The organism is Nocardia sp. NPDC003963 (assembly GCF_053605105.1).
This window is the reverse complement of the sequence record NZ_JBSGIP010000018.1, coordinates 24,200-42,437: the sequence shown is the minus strand read 5'-3', so window position 1 is coordinate 42,437 and position 18,238 is coordinate 24,200. Positions and strand designations below refer to the sequence as shown.

The following is an 18,238-nucleotide window of genomic DNA, read 5'->3' as shown; positions in this document are numbered from 1 at the left end:
CCGACATCCGGCAACTGCGTCCGCCTCTGTACCCGGGGGGTAGCCGTCCGCTCGGTGCAGAGGCGCGGTTGTCGTTTTCGGTTCATCGGAGCGTGGCCGCGAGTGTGGGGCGCCAGGGCTATCTGGATGGGTGTATGCCCCCGTTGGGGTAGGGTCGCCTTGGTTCGATAATTGAGCATGCGTTTGCTCAAATAGTATAGGGTCGCGGTATGAAGATCATGGATTGGGCCGGCTATCCACTGGGAACGCGCGTGGTGCAGTACAGCGAGGATGATGCGATCCTGTATGCCCTGGCAGTGGGAGCGCGAGCCGACGAAATTCCACTTGTCTTCGAACGGGATCTCCGGGTTCTGCCGACCTTCGCGCTGACGTTGGGGCTGTGGGTCGCCGACTCGGCCGCGGAGGCCGGGGCATTCGTGCCGGCTCAGGCTCTGCACGGGGCACAGTCCCTGGTCATGCACGGATCGCTTCCGCGCGCAACTGTCTTCGAAGTAGCCGGTTACATCGAATCGGTCCGTGATACGGGCCGATCGGCGATCCTCGACATCGTGGCGGAGAGCGAATACTTCTCCGCGACATACTCCATCATTCTCCCTGGTGCGGGAGGATTCTCATCGACCGAACGTCGTCCGGCGTCGGCCGACCGTCATACCGGTGAGCTGCGCAGCGCTGTGTCCGTGAACGTTCCACCGGACCGGGCAGCTCTCTACCGTCTCACAGGTGATCGGCACCTGATTCACATCGACCCTGCTGCCGCTCGCGCAGCGGGGTTCGATCGCCCCATCCTCCATGGTCTGTGCACCCTCGGTTCCGCGGCGAAAGCGCTGGCCGAACCTTTGGAACGACAGCCGTGGGAATTACGTGCGATCGAAGCCCGGTTCGTCGCTCCCGTCTATCCGGGCAGTGTCCTCGAGATCGGTCTGGGCGATGGCACGGACGGACAGAGCCCGGCCGGCACCTCGTTCGGGGTAACTGTCGCCGACCGGCGCGTTCTCAGCGACGGCCGGGTGAGATTCGGTTGAGCGGGACCGTGCTACCGGTTCACTCTCGCCGGGCCGCTGAGGCGACGCGCGATCTCCCAGGGGCGAACTGCCTACCGATCGGAACAGGCGGACCTCTGATCCGGCTCGTGCCGGCCGTTCTGAGTGATCAGAGCGGGGTGCGAGCGGGCGACTACGAAGGGAAATGATGAGTACAGATAAACGATTCGATGGCCGGGTCGCGTTCATTACCGGCGCCGCGCGCGGGCAGGGACGCAATCACGCGATCCGCCTCGCAGCCGAGGGAGCGTCGATCATCGCAGTCGATATCTGCTCCCAGATCGATAGCGTTCCGTACGCTATGGCGAGCCAGGCGGATCTGGACGAGACCGTAGCGCAGGTCGAGGACGCCGGGGGCAAGATATTCGCCGCCGCGGCCGATGTCCGAGATCGGGCAGGACTCGAGACCGCGCTCGAAGCGGGAGTGGCGCGGTTCGGGGTTCCCGATATCGCCCTGGCGAACGCGGGGATCTCACCCCAGCGGGCCGTCGAGCCCGACCCGCAGCAGGTATTCGTCGATACGATCGAAACCAACCTCGTGGGCGTGTGGAACACGTTGAGTCTCGTGGCGCCGATGATGATCGAGCGTGATGCAGGCGGTGCCATTGTGATCACGAGTTCGGCGCAAGGGCTGATCGGTCGTGGTGGTGACGGTTCCGGCGCCGCGAGCGCGTACGCTGCGAGCAAGCACGGTGTCGTCGGCCTGATGCGGTCGTTCTCCGCTTGGCTGGCACCCCATTCGATCAGGGTCAACACCGTACATCCGACAGGAGTACGCACCCCGATGGTCGAGCACCCGGATATGATGGCGTGGGTGGCCGCCGACCCCGAACGCGGGGCCACCATGTCGAATCCGATGCCTGTCTTCATGGTCGAGGTTTCCGATGTCACCGAGGCGGTTCTGTACCTGGTCGGTGAGTCGGGCCGCTATCTCACCGGCGTGGCACTGCCGGTGGACGCGGGCTTCACCAGCAAGTGATGCCGGCTCGTTGCCGGAACTCACAGCCGGGAACGAGCAATGGCGGCCACGAGCAATGGCGGCCACGAGTTCGTGTCGAGGCCGATCCGGGCTCACAGAGCCATGACATGGGCATCGACTGATCCGCGCTGCGAACTGCGTGGCGGACGAAGCAATATTCGCGTCAGTTCCGCTACGCCGGAGACTTTCGTCTCGAACCGGCCACACACTTCCTCCGGCGGCAGATCTTCGAAATAGCACGCCCGGCGCTGTGAAGGATCGTCTCGAGTGGATGACCGGAGTCCCGGAAGTACTTTGCGCTGCTTTCACGGGACTCCGGTGTCCGCACGTCGAGCTCGATGATTTCGACTCGTTGTGCGCTGCGGGGTCTACTGGTCGGATGACATGAACCGGCGCAGTTCGAATGTCTGTGCCGAGGCGATGGCACAGGCCGCTTCGTCGAAATCCCTATAGATCGGCACCTCGAGGTCCGTAGCGGAGCGGCTGATCAGTTCGGTGTCGGCGGCGCTCAGGATCTCCGCGTTGCGGACGACAACGGCGACCCGGGCGGGCAACCCGAGGTCCCTTACCGCACGGAGGGAGTCGACGAGTGGCGACACCCCCGCTGCCCCGTAGTTGTAATACGCAGCCGCGTTGACGTGCACGAGGACGTCGCGGTAGTACTGCCCGTCGGTGGAGAAGACGGATGCGATGGCATCGGCCAGGATCGCCGTCGGTGACGCGGGACCGACCGGGACCTCGAGCGGATTCGCCACGCTTGTCCCGGCACCGTAACCCTGGCCGCGCAATTTCTCACGCAGGTCTTGCCGAAGGGGCTCGAGAGTAAGTCCGTGCCGGTCGCAGGCATCCGTCGCGAGAACCGATGCGCCACCGCCGAGGCCGATAACGAGCACACCCGCTGCATTGTCGGGTAGTGCCGTCTCGAAATACCGCTGCTGGTACTGGAGGCAGGAAATGAACTGTTCGAACGACGCGACCTGGAACGCGCCGGTCGCCTCCGATACCGCGTCCCATACCTTCGAGGAGCTTGCCATCGACCCGGTATGAGAGCTCACTGCCACCGAACCTTGCCGGCTGGTACCCCCTCTGAGGATGACAACCGGCTTGCGCCGATCCGCCCTTCGCAGTGCGCGCAGGAGCGATGCGCCATCGCGTGTCCCTTCGAGATACACACCGATGATGCCGGTTTCCGGGTCGTCGACGAGCCAGTCGACGAGCTCGCCGTGCGTTACGTCGATGGCGTTGCCGATGCTCACGAGCTTGGAGTAGGCGATTCCGCGCTGGGAGCCCACAGTGATCATGTCGCCGGAGAGGCCGCCGCTCTGCGAAACAACCGAGACGTTGCCGATCGTTGCCGGCGCACCCAGTGTGAAAGTCTGCCGACCTGCGGGAGCGAAGACTCCGAGGCAATTCGGGCCGAGAATTCGTGTCGGAGCATCGTTGATCGCGGACGCGAGGTCAGCCTGGAGACGGGCGCCCGCCGGTCCCATCTCGGCGAAGCCGCCGGTGATGACGTGGACGAAGCGTACTTTTGCGGCGGCAGCCGCAGCCGCGAGATCGGCGGTCGCCGTCGCGGGCACGGCTACCACCAGGTAGTCGATGGCATCCGGAATCTCGTCGAGCTTGGGGTATGCGGGTACGCCGTCGACTTCGGCTGCCTCGGGGTGCAGAGCATAGAGCCCGTCTGTCCATCCGATCTGCCGGTACGCAGCCAAGAACCGGTTCCCGAATGTCGATCGTGTCGCGGAGGCACCGGCTACCGCTATCGCTCTCGGAGCGAACAGTGCACTGAAATCGGTGGTCGCGGTAGCCGGAGCGACAGCCTTGTCGACGTCGTCCAGGAGTAGACGTGCGTCCAGCGCCTGTACGCCGGTCTCCGTCGCGACGATCGGGTTGCATTCGAACTCGGCAAGCATTGGTCCCAGATCGCTCACCAGGCCGTCCTCGCCGCCGATCGCGAGTAGCAACTCGATCAGAGACTCCCGGTCGACCGGCCGGCGGCCGCGGGCTCCCCGGAGCAGTGGGGCTCCGGGGAACTCGTCGATCAGTTGTTCCGCGTCGCTTCGAGAGAGCGGCAGAACGCAAACCGTGGACAGATCCAGCATTTCGGTGGCGACCCCGCCGAGCCCGAGCAGCAGTACCGGACCGAACGTCGCGTCGGCGACGACACCCAGGATCAACTCAGTGCCGCCGGGGTGTTGTTCTTCGACGAGGTAGCCGTCGGGCTCGATACCCTGCGCGAGGAGTGCAGCGCGCATCTCTGCGGCTGCCGAAGGTACTTCGGTGTGGGCCAGGCCCAGCTTGACCGCACCTGCTTCGCTCTTGTGGATCAGGCCGGCACCGTGGGCCTTCAAGACCAGAGGATAGCGCAGCCCGCGAATCGCGACATCTGCGTCGTCCGGCGTGGTGAACGTTCGGCCGACGGGGATATCGATGCCGTACTTCGTCAGCAACGCTTTCACGGCGTGCTCGGGGAGGGTGACTCGGCCGGGCTGACCTGCTGGTATGCCGGTTTCCCGGAGCTCGGGCAGGGGCATTCCCAGCCGGGTGGATTTGCTGTTCGGTCCCATGACTTCCTTCCGATGCCCAAGCGCTTGTTTAAGCAAGCGGTTGCTCGGTAGTGTACGCGTTGAGGAAACGTGTGTCGCCGATCGGATGGAGTTCGATATGACCAGGGGGCCGGAGAGTCGCAGCAGGGGCAATTGGGGCAGGTGGGGGTCCGAAGACGAGCGAGGGGCGGCGAATCTGCTGACGCCGGACGCGGTGATGCGTGGTGTTTCGTCTGCGCGGCTCGGTAAGACGATATCGCTGTCGCTGCCGATCCAGGGCGCCACATCGGGCGCCGCCGCCACACGGGTCCCGCATCTGCCCGGCCGTCCCCTGCCGCAACATTTCATGTCCGTCGACGGCGGTGACTATGTGGCGGGCGCGCGAAAGATCAAAGGAGAGATGTCGGTTGCCGACGATGCGCTGATCGTCTCTCCCCACGGGACCACCACCCATATAGATGCGTTGTCACATATGTGGCGACAGGATCAGTTGTACAACGGTCACCCGGCGGACAGGGTGCGAAGCTACGGCGCGACTCGATGCGGTATCGATAAACTGGGCCCCCTGGTGGCGCGGGGGGTTCTGCTGGATGTCGCGGCATACCTGGGAGTTCCCCGATTGGCACCGACGTTCCGAATAGATGGGGAGACGCTGGAGGCGACCGCTTCCGCCGCCGGTGTGACGGTTCAACCTGGAGATGTGGTTCTCATCAGGACGGGGTGGTCCACCGTATTCGCCGAGGATCCGAATAGCTACGGTGATGAGCAGCCCGGTTTGTGCTACAGCGGTGGCACATGGCTCATGGACCGCGATGTGGTGGCTATCGGTAGCGACAACGTGGCCGTCGGCGCCCTCGACCCGGGTGGTACGTTCCATGGTGCAGTTGATGAGGATATCCATATGCTCACGCTGTGGGAGTTCGGCGTCCCGCTGTTGGAGATGCTTTGGCTCGAAGAGCTCTCGGAGACGAAGCGCGTGGACTTCCTATTCGTCGTTGCCCCGTTGGCCATTGTGGGTGGAACTGCCAGTCCGGTAACTCCGGTGGCCGTGCTCTAGAGCTCGGTTCAGAATGAGGTGTGGGGCCGCCTTGCTGTGCGCTGCATAGTATTTGACAACCCAGGTTCCAAGCGTGATCTGATCGCCGACGCTGCGGGATCACCCCGGCGACTACGCCGACCGTCGGCAACCATGACGTCACCCAACCCATTCCGATCGTCGATGCTCCGCCCGTGATCAGGGCCGGCGCGGTCATCGCTGGTGTCGACCTCGACATCTGTAAGCCGATCGTGGCTACGGCAGCGATAAATACTGCCGGCTTCTCCGAGCCCGAAGCATCACTTCGGTCATTGCCACCGGGATGGTCGTGGCCGGACCGTCGGAGCGGGCGCGTTCCGCACGGTGCCTACTCTTTCATGAACTGCTGCGGCAATGGCGGGCGGGACCGACTCACGAAGTTGTCCGGGCCAGGAAGTCCGCCGGTGAGTCCGGGGCCCGAGGGGAACTCGTGACCGGGTGACCTGAGCGCCGCCCAGGCGCCGGCGGGGGCTCCACGTTGGGGCGCACCCGATGTTCTCGTGTGGAAACCGGCCGACCCCCCATAGGGGGTGCATCCACGGCGGTCGTGATAGCCCCGGCCAGCCGCCTCTTAGATGCTGCGCGTCGTTGTCTTGCACGGCGTGGGACCGCGAATAGTGGATAGGGCCCAGGCAGCAATGCTGCCCGGGCCCCGCACAACATGTGCGATCAGCCTGCCGGCGCCGGCGCCGGTGGGGCGAGCGGCGTGTTCATCGTCTCGAAGTACTGGAACAACGCCACAGTGAGAATCGGGCCGCCGAGCGCGATCGTGCCTGCAAGGGCTCCGATAGGAGCAAGGAGCGCGGCCCCGCCGATGCATCCGGCGAGCGGGCCGGCCCCGAGCAGCCAAGCGACCGGAGCCGTTGCTGCACCACCGACAACCAGACCGCCCACGCAGCCGATGACGCCACCCACAATGGTGCCGATCATCGCGCCTACCATCGAGGCAACCGTTACTTGTTGGACGAAACGTCCCAGCGCCGCTGTTTCCCGCTCTTCGGGAGTCGCGTAGGCAGATGCGATCAGACCGGCCGCGTCCACCTGCGGGACCGCGCCGTCCTGCATCACATCCTGCGCTGGAACCGCCTGGCTCGCGTCTGTGCTGGGAGTAAGGGTGACGGTACGCTCCCGGACTTTCGCCGCGATCGGGTAGTCCGCGTTGTTCTTGCGATAAGTGAGTGGGATTCCGGCGACGATGTTGCCGTGGTCGTCGAGAATCTGGAACTGGTTGCCCACCGTGGTGAGCGATCCGGCGTCTGTCGAGATGACGACAGAGTTGTCGACAACGCTCGCGGTGTAGTTGATCCCCGGAGCCAGGTCCGTACTGAGGGTGGAGCCGTCGGGCGCATCTACTGGCGCAGCGTAGGTGGTTCCGCCGACAACCGTCGTCGCCGCCGCGGCGATCGCAGCCGCGACGACATACTTCCTCATCTTCATTGCTTTTCCGTTCGTCGATGAACGTGGCCTAGGGCTTCAGATGCCCAGGAGCAACCGCTCGCTGCCACTAGATTCGAGCGGTTGCGCAGAACAAGCATGCGCTTGTTCCAGCAATGGATGCTAAATCTTGGAGGCTGCCCTGTAAAGCGGCTCTCATCTGCGCATGAGCAACTCGCTGCCCGAAGGAAGTTATTTGACCAATCGATCATGAAATCTGTCTGACGCGGGTAATTTTGTATGTGGCGAAGTATTACGTTGTAAGGAAGGCGCTGAGCGTCCGCAGTGATGGAGCCTTGGTGTGTCGACGTAACCGATCTCGGGCGAGCCGGGCCGGCAGTTTTCAGATCATCGTCACCCCGCCGTTGACGCTGAGGGTCTGGCCGGTGAAGTAGCTCGAATCCCCCCCGCACAGAAACTCGACGGCCGCAGCGACTTCCGCGACGGTGCCCGCACGCCGCATCGGAATAACCTTGCGCAGTTTGTCCATGAAATTCGCGTTGTTCTCCGCAACCGAACGCAGCATGGCTGTATCGATCAGGCCCGGGCAGATGACATTGCTGGTGATGCCGTTTCGGGCGGTCTCCCGGGCCAGGGTCTTGGCCAGCCCGAGCAGGCCGGCCTTGGTGGCGGAGTAGACACCTTCGCCGCCGCCCCCGACCCGAGCGCTATCGGTGGCGATGAAGATCAGGCGCCCCCATCCTCGCTCGGTCATCCCGGGAATGATCGCATGGCACAGTTGCATCGGTGCCCGGAGATTGAGACTCCACATCCCGTCCCATGTTCGAGGGTCGCTGTCCACGAATCGCTCGACTCGGGTGGAACCCGCGTTGTTCACCAGGATGTCGATATCGGACAGTGCGTGGTTGCTGTCCAGCTCTCGGGCGATCGCGTCGGGGTCGGTCAGGTCCAACTCGACGGCGACCCCGTCGCCCAAGCGTCCCGCAACCGCGCGCGCGGCTTCGATGTCGCGGTCGAGAATCACGACCCGTGCTCCGTGTCTCGACAGCCGGAATGCGATCTCGGCGCCGATCCCGGCCCCGCCGCCCGTTACCAGAGCTGTCCGGCCCGCCAGTTCGTTCGAATTCATGGTCGCAGAGTACAAGCAAGCAAGCGATTGTTAAATTAAGGATCCATGGCGGTAGGTGCATGTCGATCGGATTGCCGATGTCAACGCAAGGCGCAACCGGCTGCCCGAGTAGGGCTGGCCCGGTGCAGTCGCGAGAGATGTCCGAGGAGGCAAGTCGGCAATATCTAGACAAGCGCTTGCTCAAGTAGCTAGCCTGTAGGTATGGCAGCTCATGATCCCTTGACCCACGGCTATGCCGTGGGGATCGATGTCGGTGGGACCTTCACCGACGTCGTCCTTGCCGGGCCGACAGGTCAGGTAGCAGTGGCCAAGACGCTGAGTACCCACGCCGACCCCACCGTGGGGATTGTGGAGGGAATTCGCGCGGTTCTGGCGGAAGGGGGAGTGGACCCAGGTCGGCTCGAACGTGTAGTCCATGCGACGACACTGGCCACGAATACAATTCTCGAGCAGCGCGGTGTGCGCGTCGCGCACATCGGAACCAAAGGCTTCCGCAATCTGCTCCCGCTCGGCCGGTATGCCCGTGTCGAGGAGGACCGCTTCGACACCTTCTTCGACCCGCCCGCATCACCGATCCCGGCCGCCGACTGCTTCGAGGTCGTCGAGCGACTCGACAGCCACGGAACGGTGGTTGTCCCGCTCGACGAGACCTCGGTGCGGGCAGTCGCTACGCAGATCCGCGACCGGGGTATCGAATCGGTGGCGATTACGCTGCTGCACTCCTATGCGAACCCGATCCACGAGGAACGTGTGGCGCAGATCGTACAAGAGGTCCTGCCCGCCGGAGCGACGGTGGTCGCGTCGTCGGAGGTCTGGCCGGAGCTGCGCGAGTACGAGCGGACGACGACGACGTTGATGTCCGCGTACGTGGGTCCGGTCATGTCCGCCTATCTGACCAAACTCGAACAGCGACTGGTTGAGGCTGGTATCGGTGCCCGTGTGCAGGTCATGGAATCCGGTGGCGGTGTGATGTCTGCCGATCTTGCCAGTCGCCGAGCCGTGGCCACCATCGAATCAGGTCCCGCCGCAGGGGTTTTGGCGGCACGCGCGGCGGGACTCAGCGTGGGAGTCCGAGACGTGATCTCGTTCGACATGGGCGGCACCACGGCAAAGGCGTCGGTGGTTCGCGACGGCACGCCCGCGATAACTACCGAGTTCCACGTCGGCGGTAAAGGAAGCTTCGGCGGGCGTCGCGCGGGTACCGGTGTACCGATCAAGACACCCGCCATCGACCTGGCCGAAGTGGGCGCAGGTGGTGGAAGTATCGCGTGGGTCGATGTGGCCGGCGCCCTGCGTGTAGGGCCGCATTCGGCAGGTTCGGAGCCCGGTCCGGCATGTTACGGCCGAGGCGGGGATCAGCCGACTGTCACCGACGCGGACCTGGTGCTGGGGTATCTGGACTCGGTCGGGTTCGCAGGCGGCACGATGGACCTGGAACCGGAAAGGTCGGCCGAGGCGATCCGCAAGGCGGTGGCCGAGCCGATGGGTGTGGATCTGCCTGCCGCGGCCAACGCGATCCACGAGATCACGAATGCGACCATGGCTGCCGCCGTGCGAGTGGTCACCGTACAGCGCGGACTCGATCCGCGTGGCTTCGCCATCGTCGCCTCCGGCGGCGCCGGCCCGATGCATGCGGCCCGGGTCGCCGAGGATTTCGAGATCGACAGAGTCATCGTTCCTCCGTCCTGTGGTGTCGGCTCTGCTGTTGGGCTGTTGGGCAGCGATCTCAGTACAGATCGCGTGGTGACCCGGATCTATGCCGAAGCGGAGATCGACGGAGCAGCGGTCGAAGCGATGTATGAGCAACTGGCGGCTTCGGCAGCCCACGATCTGGGCGTTGATCTGGCAGCAGCCACGACCCGGGTGGAGCGGAGTGTCGACGTCCGGCTGGCCGGACAGGCGCACGAGTTGACTATTCGCTTGGATGAGGACAATGCCGGCAGTTGGGACGCGGCGGCGCTCACTCGCCTGCGCACCCGGTTCTCCGAAAAATATCGCGAGTCATATGGAATCCCCGGAACCGGGCCTGTCGAACTGGTGAGCTTTCGCGTGCGCGTGACCCGTGTCGTGCCCAAGGTTCCTCTCGGGCAGCGTGTCGTGTCCGACGCCGATGCGCTCGGCCCCACCCGGAAACGGCAGATCTGGTTCCGCGAGTACGGCGAATTCCGTGCCACACCGGTCTATGAACGCGTCGGCATGCTCGATGGCAATCCCGTGCGAGGGCCGCTGGTCGTCGCGGACGGTGAGTCCACGATCGTCGTACCGCCGAGCTGGTCGGTGACCGTCGATTCCGACTTCAACGTTGTGCTGTCCCGAGCTTCGATGGAGGAGAAGTAATGGTCCACGTTCTGGCTGATGGTTCGACGCTCGAGCGATCGTCGGATCGGGTGAGCGAGCAGCGTCACCTCACCTCAGAAGTCCTCCGGAACGCGCTTGTCGTCGCCGCGGAAGAGGCGAGCATCGTCGTCGTGCGGTCCGCCTATTCGACCTTCGTGGTCGAAGGCTCGGATGCGTCGGCCGCCATCCTCGACAAAGAGGGCAGGCTGATCGCGCATTCGATGGCGACCACGCTCATGAACAGCATGGCGCTATCGGTCGCTGTGCCGTTTCTGCTGGAAGATATCCCCATCGATACGATTCGGCCGGGCGATGTCTTCGCGACGAACGACGCTTACAAGGGCGGCGTGCACACCAACGACATCCTGATCTTCAAGCCGATCTTCGTGGATGGAGAGGTCGAGTACTTCGCCGCCACTCTCATCCACGTGTCGGATATCGGTGGGGCGTCGGCCGGCGGAATGGCTTCGTTGGCCACCGAGATCTACGCGGAGGGCCTGCAATTGCCTCCCGTTCGCATCGCAAGTGCCGATGGGCTCGAGGAACCGATCATGCGGATTCTCGCGCTTAACAGCCGCACGCCCGAGAAGGTGCAAGGCGATGTGCGCGCATTGATCGCCGGCGCAACGACCGCGGCGACCCGGATCATCGAACTGATCGACTGTTACGGGGCCGAGGGGTTTCGGGCCGGTGTGGACGAGTACCTGAACTATACCGAGGAGCTGACCCGCGCCGCGGTTGCCGAACTACCTACCGGGACCTGGCACTCCGAATACACCATCGACGACGATGGCGTTACGGATATCCGTGACCACCGTGTGTGCGTGGCCGTCACGATCGACAGCGGCAGGGTCACACTCGATTTCGACGGCACCGATCCACAGGTCGCCGCCGCAGTGAACTCCAGCATTTCGCAGACACTCGCGGCCGCGGTATTCGCATTCCGCTGTTTCGTGGATTCGGCGATCCCGATGAACGACGGATGTCTGCGGGTACTCGATATCAACCTGCCGGAAGGATCGCTGCTCAATGCACGGTCGCCGTATCCGTGCGGCGGCCGGTTCCTTCCCTCCTATGCGGCGATGGAAGCGGTGCTGCAAGCCCTTTCGGAGGCTGTCCCGGACCGTGCCATCGCGGCCTCGGGCATTTTGCAGCCGTTCTCCATCGCGGCGACGACTGCGCCCTACTGGGTGCATCTGGCTTACGAATTCGGCGGTGTCGGCGCCCGGTGCGGCAAGGACGGCCCCGACGCGACGGGGGTGCATTTCGGGCTCGGCCGAAATTCTGTGCCGCAGGTGGAGCCGGTCGAGGCGCGCTGCCCTCTGATCGTCGAAGGAGTCGAGTACATTTCCGACTCCGGCGGTGCGGGTCGCTGGCGCGGTGGTCTCGGTACCAGGACGGTCTTCCGTCTGCTGGCCGACGCGTATGTCACCACCCGAGGCGACCGGCTGGAGACCGGGCCCCGAGGGCGCGACGGTGGTCATCCGGGAGTCACAGGTGCCTTCCTGAAGCGGCATACAGACGGTCGACTCGACAGGTTGCATTCGAAGGTCAACAACGAGTTGTTCCGTGCCGGAGAGGCATTCGTGGTCGAGACCAGCGGGGGCGGTGGGATCGGAGTGCCGTTCGAGAGGCCCGCCGAAGAAGTCATGGCCGATATCGCTGCAGGCCGCGTCTCGGTGGACGGTGCTCGTCGTGATTACGGCATTGCGGTCACGGCCGAGGGGGAGATAGACAACGCCGCGACGGCCGCGTTGCGGCAGGCATCCGAGTCGTAGCAGCGCTCATGTGCCACGACCAAACGCACTGACAACACTGACCAAGGGAAGCGACCAACGACGTGAGCACTACCGACGACCACCGTATGCGTTTCGGCATATTCCTCGGGCCCGAACACAAGCCTTCCAACAATCCCACCTGGGATCTCGAACGAGATCTGCAGCTCATCGAGCATCTCGACAAACTCGGGTTCGACGAAGCTTTTGTGGGTGAGCATCATTCCAGTGGATGGGAGATCATCTCCAGTCCGGAATTGTTCATCGCAGCTGCGGCTCAACGGACTCGGAATATCAGGCTCGGTACCGGGGTCATCTCACTGCCGTATCACCACCCGCTCATGGTCGCTGAGCGCATCACACTGCTCGACCATCTGACGCGAGGTCGTTTGATCGTGGGAGTCGGTCCCGGGGCGCTGCCCTCCGATGCCGCGATGATGGGTCTGGACTATTCGTCGTTGCGTGAGCGCATGGAGGAATCTCTCGAAGCCATCCTGGCCCTGTTTTCCGCGAAGGGACTCATCGACAGGAAGACCGAGTGGTTCGAACTGCGTCAGGCGCAGTTGCAGATGCTGCCCTACACGCGGCCGCATCCCGAGGTGGCGGTGACCGCGGTGATCTCGCCGGCCGGGGCAATGCTCGCCGGGCGATTCGGGGTGCCCATGCTGGCTCTCGCCGCGGCCACCGACGCCGGGCGGAAGGTTCTCGCGCAGCATTGGGAGATCTACTCCGAGCAGCGCGAGAAATGTGGTCACGGTCCCGGAAACCGGAACGATTGGCGACTCGTCAGCGTCGTCCATGTCGCGCCGACCCGTGAGGAGGCCGAGCGGCAGGTGTCGTACGCCATCGAAGATGCCGGTCGGTACCTTTTCCGCGACGCCAGCTTCTTGAAGGCCGTCTACGACTCCTCGGGGCTCGACAACAATGCCTCTATTCTGGACGTGTTCCGGGCCTCGAACCTCGGCGTCGTCGGATCGCCGGAGGATGTGATCGAGCACATCGAGCGCATGCAGGAAATCTCGGGCGGTTACGGTACACACCTGATCCGGGTGCTCGACTGGGCGTCGCCGCGGGACACGTTCGACTCCTACGAACTGTTCATGCGCGAGGTGGCTCCGCATTTCCAGGGGTCGAACCAGCGCCGCATCGAGAACTGGAACTCATTTCATCAGTCCGAGGGCGAGTTCCAGGTGGCCCTGGGCGCGGCCAACAAGCGTGCCCGGCAGCGCTATGAGGCGCAGACCGGACAGCAGAACTGATGATCGGTCACCGACGAGGATTGGAAGGGCTGGAATGAGCCAAGTATCCGTGGGCAACGTCATGTATCCGGTACAGGACGTCGATGCCGCAGTGGAGTTCTACGGCGCGGTGTTCGAACTGGGCCTGAAATTCCAGGACGGATCGCGATTCGCCGCGCTGGACGGTGGCAAGGTGACGATTGCCATCGCCAGCGAAGAGGAAGATATCACCGACGGGCGAGTCGCGGCATCGTTCAAGGTCGGTGACGTCGCAGCCGCTGTGGCCGCGGCCGTGGCGGCCGGCGGAAAGGTGATCCGGCAGCCGGAAGACGGCCCGCACGAGACTCGGGCCGTTGTCGAAGACCCGTGGAGCAATGTCGTCGTACTCTATGCGCCTTTGTCGCGCAGCTGATCTACAGCACACGCGCAGGAGGGCGGGCAAATGCCCGCCCTCCTGCGCGTTTTCTGTGGTCGCTGCGATTGTGCCGGTGATTCGGTGACCGCGGGGACGACCGGTCGGGATCCGCCCGGTCCCCATCGCGTTCGGCACTGCATCGGCGCCCTCGGGATCGGGTCGTCTGCCCTGTGTTCGTCTGCGCGGGCGCAGATGCCCGCACTGTGTCTGCGAGCGACCGGCGAACCCTCGGATCGTCGTGTGCGCTGCACCGATATCGGCTCGTGCGCGGGTTGCGCGTCTTCCGTGGGAGAGGCCGAGCAGAAGGCGTCGTGATTCGTGCTGTCTGATGCGGGCGTTCCGCTGCGGGTACAGGTTCGGAGGGATGGCCCTGTCGCGAGGATCGATTGCGACCCTTGACAAGCGTGACACAGGTCATACTATATATGAGCAAGCGCATGCTTGGTAATTGACCGGGCTGCGGCACCGTCCGCCATCGCCAACTCGGCGTCACTCCCTTACTCCTGTACCGCTACACAGTCCTGCTGTGCGCGGAGCAGGTAGCGCAGGGCCACCGAGACAGCGATCGATTGCGGAATCGTGCGGTCACTGGCCGCATTCGGCTGCGAGGAGAAGACTCATGAGACTGCGCAGGTCGGTTGTCATGGCGGCAGTGTTGGCGATCCTATCGGTCACCGGGTGCTCCGGCGCGACCGAGCGCAACACAGTAGTTGCCAGGGGGACGTGCACAGCGGAGAGAGTCGGTGGGTCCATAACGCATGGAACGCTTCTGACGCCCCGCGGTCTCGATCCGGTCGGTCAACCCGGTGCCGCGGGCAGCGGTGGTACCGAGGTCCAAGCCCTCTTCGACACATTGGTCACATACGACACCGAATCACGAGTCTACGAACCACATGTCGCCGAAACGCTCACTCCGGACGCTGACGCGACCGTGTGGACCATGAAGCTTCGTGAAGGAGTGCGCTACGGCAACGGTGACATCCTGACCGCCGACGATGTGAAGCGAAGCGTGGATCGTCACCGGTCGCCGGCCAACACTCAGGTTTCTCGCGGAGAAGCGCAAACCATTGCGTCGATGAACGTCCTCGATCCGCTGACGATCCAATTCGTGCTCGATGGCCCGTATCCGGACTTTCCGCATGTATTGGCCACCGATGTGGGAATGGTGACCAATCCTCGTATTGTCGACGCGGAGGGGCCGGAACAGTTCGCCTTGAACCCGCAGGGCGCCGGCGTCGGACCCTACGAACTCGTGGAGTACGCGCCCGGCGAAGAGATCGTCATGTCGGCGAAGACGAACTACTGGGGTGGCTCGGTCTGTATCGAAACCTTGCGCTTCATCAACATACCCGGGGCCGATGCCACTCTCGACGCACTCTTCACCGGTGAGGTCGATGTGGCATTGCTGCGCGAGCCGACCGCGATCGCCGAAGCGCGCGAGGGAGGGTTCGCAACCCTGCCCACGCTGTTCAACTACGGCGAAGGCATCGTGATGAATTCGGCGCCGGCCCGCCCCACCGCGGATGTGAGGCTGCGGCGGGCGATCGTTGCGGCGGTAGACCCCGACACCCTCAATGCCCGGGTATTCAACGGAAACGCCCTCGCCACTTCCTCTTTGATCCATGAAGATACGCCGGGTTTGTATTCGGGTGCGCCGGGGCCGGTCTATGACCCTGAACTGGCCACGAGGCTGGTCGAGGAGGTGAAGCGGTCGGGCTGGAACGGAACCATCCGCCTGCTCGCGGACAACAGTCCGACCCGGATCAACGAGGCCATCGCCGTCAAGGCTGTGCTCGAGTCGGTGGGATTTCATGTCGAACTCGACAACGACAAGTCGCTGACCGAAGTGCTCGGCAAGGTTGCGGCCGACCGCGATTACGATCTGGTCATCTGGGGCCCGAACTACACCGACGAAGGTATGTGGGCACTGATGAGCCGCCAACTCGACAGCAAGAGCAAGTCGAACTATTACGGATATTCCGATCCCCGTCTGGACGAGGCGCTCGACGATTTGCGGACAGCGACCTCCACGGATCGGAGGAAGCAGGTGGTCGCGCGCATGCAGGAGATTTTCAACGACTCCCCGGTGATCGCCAATTTCGCCACGTACGAGGAGGACAACATCCATGCGACACAGGTGGGTGGCTTGATTCTCACCCGTGGAAGCGTCCTCCGTTACGACAAAGCATTCCTGGCCGGGGAATGATCGCATCATTCGGAAGTAATTGCATGACACAACACAAAGCCCTGGCAGTATTCGGGCGAATCGTTCCCGTCTTGATCCTCATAAGCCTCGCGACCGCCTTCTTGGTCGAGCTGGTACCTGGTGACCCGGCCGTCGCGATGGTGGGTGCCGAGGGTACACCTGAGCAGTACGCGGCTGTGCGTGCGGATCTCGGACTCGACAAGCCCTGGTTCATACGATATTTCGACTGGTTGGGCGGATTGCTGCAAGGCGACCTGGGCCGCACCACGGTTCCGCCGGTGCAGGATGTGAGCGAACTGATCGCTTCCCGGCTACCGGTTACGCTGGAGATCGCCGTACTGTCGGTGCTCCTGGCGCTTGTGATCTCGATTCCGGTCGGGACCTGGTCGGCGTACAGCTATGGGCGGACATTCGACAAAGCCGCATCGGCTGTTTCGTTCGGCTTGATCTCGGTGCCCAGTTTTCTGCTGGCGCTGATAGTGATCTATGTAGCCGTCTTCAGTCCGTCTGTTGTCACGGTATTCATCGTTGTCGTATCCGTGGCTTCGGCAGCGGCACTGTTCATCGGTGCTCTTCGAGCCGGCGCCTCGAAAACCGATCGTGCGCGGAGGAATTCGATCCTATTCGGGGTCGGAGTCTTGATCTCGGGAATTCTCCTTGCCTTGCTGCTTCCGGATTTTCCACGTCAGGGGTTCGTTCGCCTCGGGGAGGGCGGTATCGGCGAGAACCTGCGCACCGTGGCTTTACCGGTGCTGGTGCTCGGTCTGGCCGAAAGTGCGCAACTGACCCGAGTGTTACGCAGCGATATGGCCACCACGCTGAACGAGGATTTCATCCTCGCCGCGCGCGCCCAGGGTATGCCCCGGAGGCATATCCTCGTCAAACAAGCGTTGCGACCGTCCACCTTCTCGCTGGTGACCGTCGCCGGGATCAGCTTCGGCCGATTGCTGGGTGGGACGGTGATCGTCGAAACGATTTTCCGGTTGCCGGGTATGGGGACCCTCATCGTCGACAGCGTGTCGAAGAAGGAATACATGGTTCTGCAAGCGGCAGTTCTGGTAGTAGCCGCACTGTATGTGCTCGTCAACGCCCTCGTCGATCTGTCCTATGCCTTCCTTGATCCGAGGACTCGCCATGCCACAGCCTGAACAGATCGAAAGTCTCCCTGCCGGAAGCGAATCGGCGACTGCTGGTGCGGCCCGCACAGTGATATCCCAGACCTCTCGTCGTCCGAAACTGCCCACTGCGGTCGGAAAGATACGCCGGCTCGGTCTCTGGCTCAGCATGAGCTGGCTGGTCATCGAGCTGATTGCGGTCGCCACGGCCGACCTTCTGCCGCTGAAGGAGGGCCGGGATCCGTCCGCCACCCTCGCCGAGCCCATTCTCGGCTCTCCGGATCTGTTCTCCGCGCACCCCTTCGGGACGGATCGGCAGGGCCTCGACATCCTCAGCGGTGCGATCTACGGCGCGCGCACCTCACTGATCGTGGGGTTCGGTGCGGTCCTGCTCGGCGCGGTGGTGGGGGGCGGGCTGGGATTGGCCGCCGGATACTACCGGGGAAGAATCGACTCATTGCTGAACTTCCTCAACGACTCGCTGCTGGCCTTTCCGCCGTTGATCCTGCTTCTCGCGCTGGCATCGGTCGTGGAGCCGAATATCCGTAATGTAACGCTGGCCTTGGGGGTGCTCGCGGTGCCGACATTCTTCCGGCTCACGCGGGCCAATACGATGACCTACGCTCAGCGGAATTTCGTGACGGCGGCGAGGGCGCTCGGCGCCGGTCACGGCCGGATCCTCGGTCGCGAATTGCTCCCGAATGTGATCGCGTCGACGATTTCGTACGGTTTTATCGTCGTCGCGGTTCTGATCGTCGCGGAATCATCGCTCAGCTTCCTAGGGCTCAGTCTTCAACGTCCTGAGCCTACGTGGGGAAATATGATCGCTGCCGGTCAAACCGACCTGAAGGGATACCCGCACCTCGTCTTCGTACCCGGTGCAGCCCTGTTTCTGACCGTGTTGTCGCTGAATCAGATCGGCGACTGGGCTCAGCAGAAGTGGGATCCACGGTCTCGCAAGCTCTGATCCTCGAAGCTCGGAGAA

The 18,238-nt window shown here is 63.6% G+C and carries 13 protein-coding genes; 10 read left to right on the top strand and 3 right to left on the bottom strand.

Annotated features, from left to right (window positions below):
* Window positions 1-209 precede the first annotated feature (209 nt).
* Complete coding sequence (locus tag ACWEWT_RS24255) at window positions 210-1,022, top strand: MaoC/PaaZ C-terminal domain-containing protein (protein ID WP_452562207.1); 813 nt, start codon at window positions 210-212, stop codon at window positions 1,020-1,022.
* 166 nt (window positions 1,023-1,188) lie between these two features.
* Window positions 1,189-2,019 carry a mycofactocin-coupled SDR family oxidoreductase gene (locus tag ACWEWT_RS24250; RefSeq protein ID WP_452562205.1) on the top strand — a complete coding sequence of 277 codons (831 nt, stop codon included), beginning with the start codon at window positions 1,189-1,191 and terminating at the stop codon, window positions 2,017-2,019.
* 368 nt (window positions 2,020-2,387) lie between these two features.
* Here ACWEWT_RS24250 and ACWEWT_RS24245 read toward each other — a convergent pair whose 3' ends face one another.
* On the bottom strand, window positions 2,388-4,589 hold the full coding sequence (locus ACWEWT_RS24245) for an acetate--CoA ligase family protein (RefSeq protein ID WP_452562203.1): 2,202 nt from the start codon (window positions 4,587-4,589) through the stop codon (window positions 2,388-2,390).
* 97 nt (window positions 4,590-4,686) lie between these two features.
* On the opposite strand from ACWEWT_RS24245, the gene ACWEWT_RS24240 reads away from it, so the two are divergent.
* Complete coding sequence (locus tag ACWEWT_RS24240) at window positions 4,687-5,625, top strand: cyclase family protein (RefSeq protein ID WP_452562202.1); 939 nt, start codon at window positions 4,687-4,689, stop codon at window positions 5,623-5,625.
* 687 nt (window positions 5,626-6,312) lie between these two features.
* Here ACWEWT_RS24240 and ACWEWT_RS24235 read toward each other — a convergent pair.
* Both ACWEWT_RS24235 and ACWEWT_RS24230 read right to left on the bottom strand, forming a co-directional pair.
* Window positions 6,313-7,080: a hypothetical protein gene (locus ACWEWT_RS24235; protein WP_452562200.1), complete on the bottom strand. Its 768-nt coding sequence runs from the start codon at window positions 7,078-7,080 to the stop codon at window positions 6,313-6,315.
* Between the two features lie 340 nt (window positions 7,081-7,420).
* Entirely contained in the window at window positions 7,421-8,167 is a 747-nt protein-coding gene (locus tag ACWEWT_RS24230) for an SDR family NAD(P)-dependent oxidoreductase (RefSeq protein WP_452562198.1), read from the bottom strand.
* 201 nt (window positions 8,168-8,368) lie between these two features.
* On the opposite strand from ACWEWT_RS24230, the gene ACWEWT_RS24225 reads away from it, so the two are divergent.
* From ACWEWT_RS24225 to ACWEWT_RS24195, 7 genes are all read left to right on the top strand, one after another.
* Window positions 8,369-10,504 carry a hydantoinase/oxoprolinase family protein gene (locus ACWEWT_RS24225; protein ID WP_452562196.1) on the top strand — a complete coding sequence of 712 codons (2,136 nt, stop codon included), beginning with the start codon at window positions 8,369-8,371 and terminating at the stop codon, window positions 10,502-10,504.
* 50 nt (window positions 10,505-10,554) lie between these two features.
* Window positions 10,555-12,282, top strand: a complete 1,728-nt coding sequence (locus ACWEWT_RS24220; protein ID WP_452562194.1) for a hydantoinase B/oxoprolinase family protein — start codon at window positions 10,555-10,557, stop codon at window positions 12,280-12,282.
* 86 nt (window positions 12,283-12,368) lie between these two features.
* Entirely contained in the window at window positions 12,369-13,538 is a 1,170-nt protein-coding gene (locus ACWEWT_RS24215; protein WP_452562192.1) for an LLM class flavin-dependent oxidoreductase, read from the top strand.
* A 34-nt stretch (window positions 13,539-13,572) separates the two neighbouring features.
* Window positions 13,573-13,929, top strand: a complete 357-nt coding sequence (locus ACWEWT_RS24210) for a VOC family protein (protein WP_452562191.1) — start codon at window positions 13,573-13,575, stop codon at window positions 13,927-13,929.
* A 622-nt stretch (window positions 13,930-14,551) separates the two neighbouring features.
* Complete coding sequence (locus ACWEWT_RS24205; protein ID WP_452562189.1) at window positions 14,552-16,138, top strand: ABC transporter substrate-binding protein; 1,587 nt, start codon at window positions 14,552-14,554, stop codon at window positions 16,136-16,138.
* Window positions 16,139-16,161: 23 nt separating this feature from the next.
* Window positions 16,162-17,286 carry an ABC transporter permease gene (locus ACWEWT_RS24200; protein WP_452562188.1) on the top strand — a complete coding sequence of 375 codons (1,125 nt, stop codon included), beginning with the start codon at window positions 16,162-16,164 and terminating at the stop codon, window positions 17,284-17,286.
* On the top strand, window positions 17,273-18,220 hold the full coding sequence (locus ACWEWT_RS24195; protein WP_452562186.1) for an ABC transporter permease: 948 nt from the start codon (window positions 17,273-17,275) through the stop codon (window positions 18,218-18,220). Before ACWEWT_RS24200 ends, ACWEWT_RS24195 begins: the two co-directional genes overlap by 14 nt.
* Window positions 18,221-18,238 lie beyond the last annotated feature (18 nt).

What these genes read in the sequence shown, in the direction of transcription:
- ACWEWT_RS24215 (WP_452562192.1), top strand. Translation starts at nt 12,369, where the DNA reads ATGCGTTTCGGCATATTCCTCGGGCCCGAACACAAGCCTTCCAACAAT.
- ACWEWT_RS24230 (WP_452562198.1), bottom strand. Translation starts at nt 8,167, where the DNA reads ATGAATTCGAACGAACTGGCGGGCCGGACAGCTCTGGTAACGGGCGGC.
- ACWEWT_RS24195 (WP_452562186.1), top strand. Translation starts at nt 17,273, where the DNA reads ATGCCACAGCCTGAACAGATCGAAAGTCTCCCTGCCGGAAGCGAATCG.
- ACWEWT_RS24255 (WP_452562207.1), top strand. Translation starts at nt 210, where the DNA reads ATGAAGATCATGGATTGGGCCGGCTATCCACTGGGAACGCGCGTGGTG.
- ACWEWT_RS24200 (WP_452562188.1), top strand. Translation starts at nt 16,162, where the DNA reads ATGACACAACACAAAGCCCTGGCAGTATTCGGGCGAATCGTTCCCGTC.
- ACWEWT_RS24205 (WP_452562189.1), top strand. Translation starts at nt 14,552, where the DNA reads ATGAGACTGCGCAGGTCGGTTGTCATGGCGGCAGTGTTGGCGATCCTA.
- ACWEWT_RS24225 (WP_452562196.1), top strand. Translation starts at nt 8,369, where the DNA reads ATGGCAGCTCATGATCCCTTGACCCACGGCTATGCCGTGGGGATCGAT.
- ACWEWT_RS24210 (WP_452562191.1), top strand. Translation starts at nt 13,573, where the DNA reads ATGAGCCAAGTATCCGTGGGCAACGTCATGTATCCGGTACAGGACGTC.
- ACWEWT_RS24235 (WP_452562200.1), bottom strand. Translation starts at nt 7,080, where the DNA reads ATGAAGATGAGGAAGTATGTCGTCGCGGCTGCGATCGCCGCGGCGGCG.
- ACWEWT_RS24245 (WP_452562203.1), bottom strand. Translation starts at nt 4,589, where the DNA reads ATGGGACCGAACAGCAAATCCACCCGGCTGGGAATGCCCCTGCCCGAG.
- ACWEWT_RS24240 (WP_452562202.1), top strand. Translation starts at nt 4,687, where the DNA reads ATGACCAGGGGGCCGGAGAGTCGCAGCAGGGGCAATTGGGGCAGGTGG.
- ACWEWT_RS24250 (WP_452562205.1), top strand. Translation starts at nt 1,189, where the DNA reads ATGAGTACAGATAAACGATTCGATGGCCGGGTCGCGTTCATTACCGGC.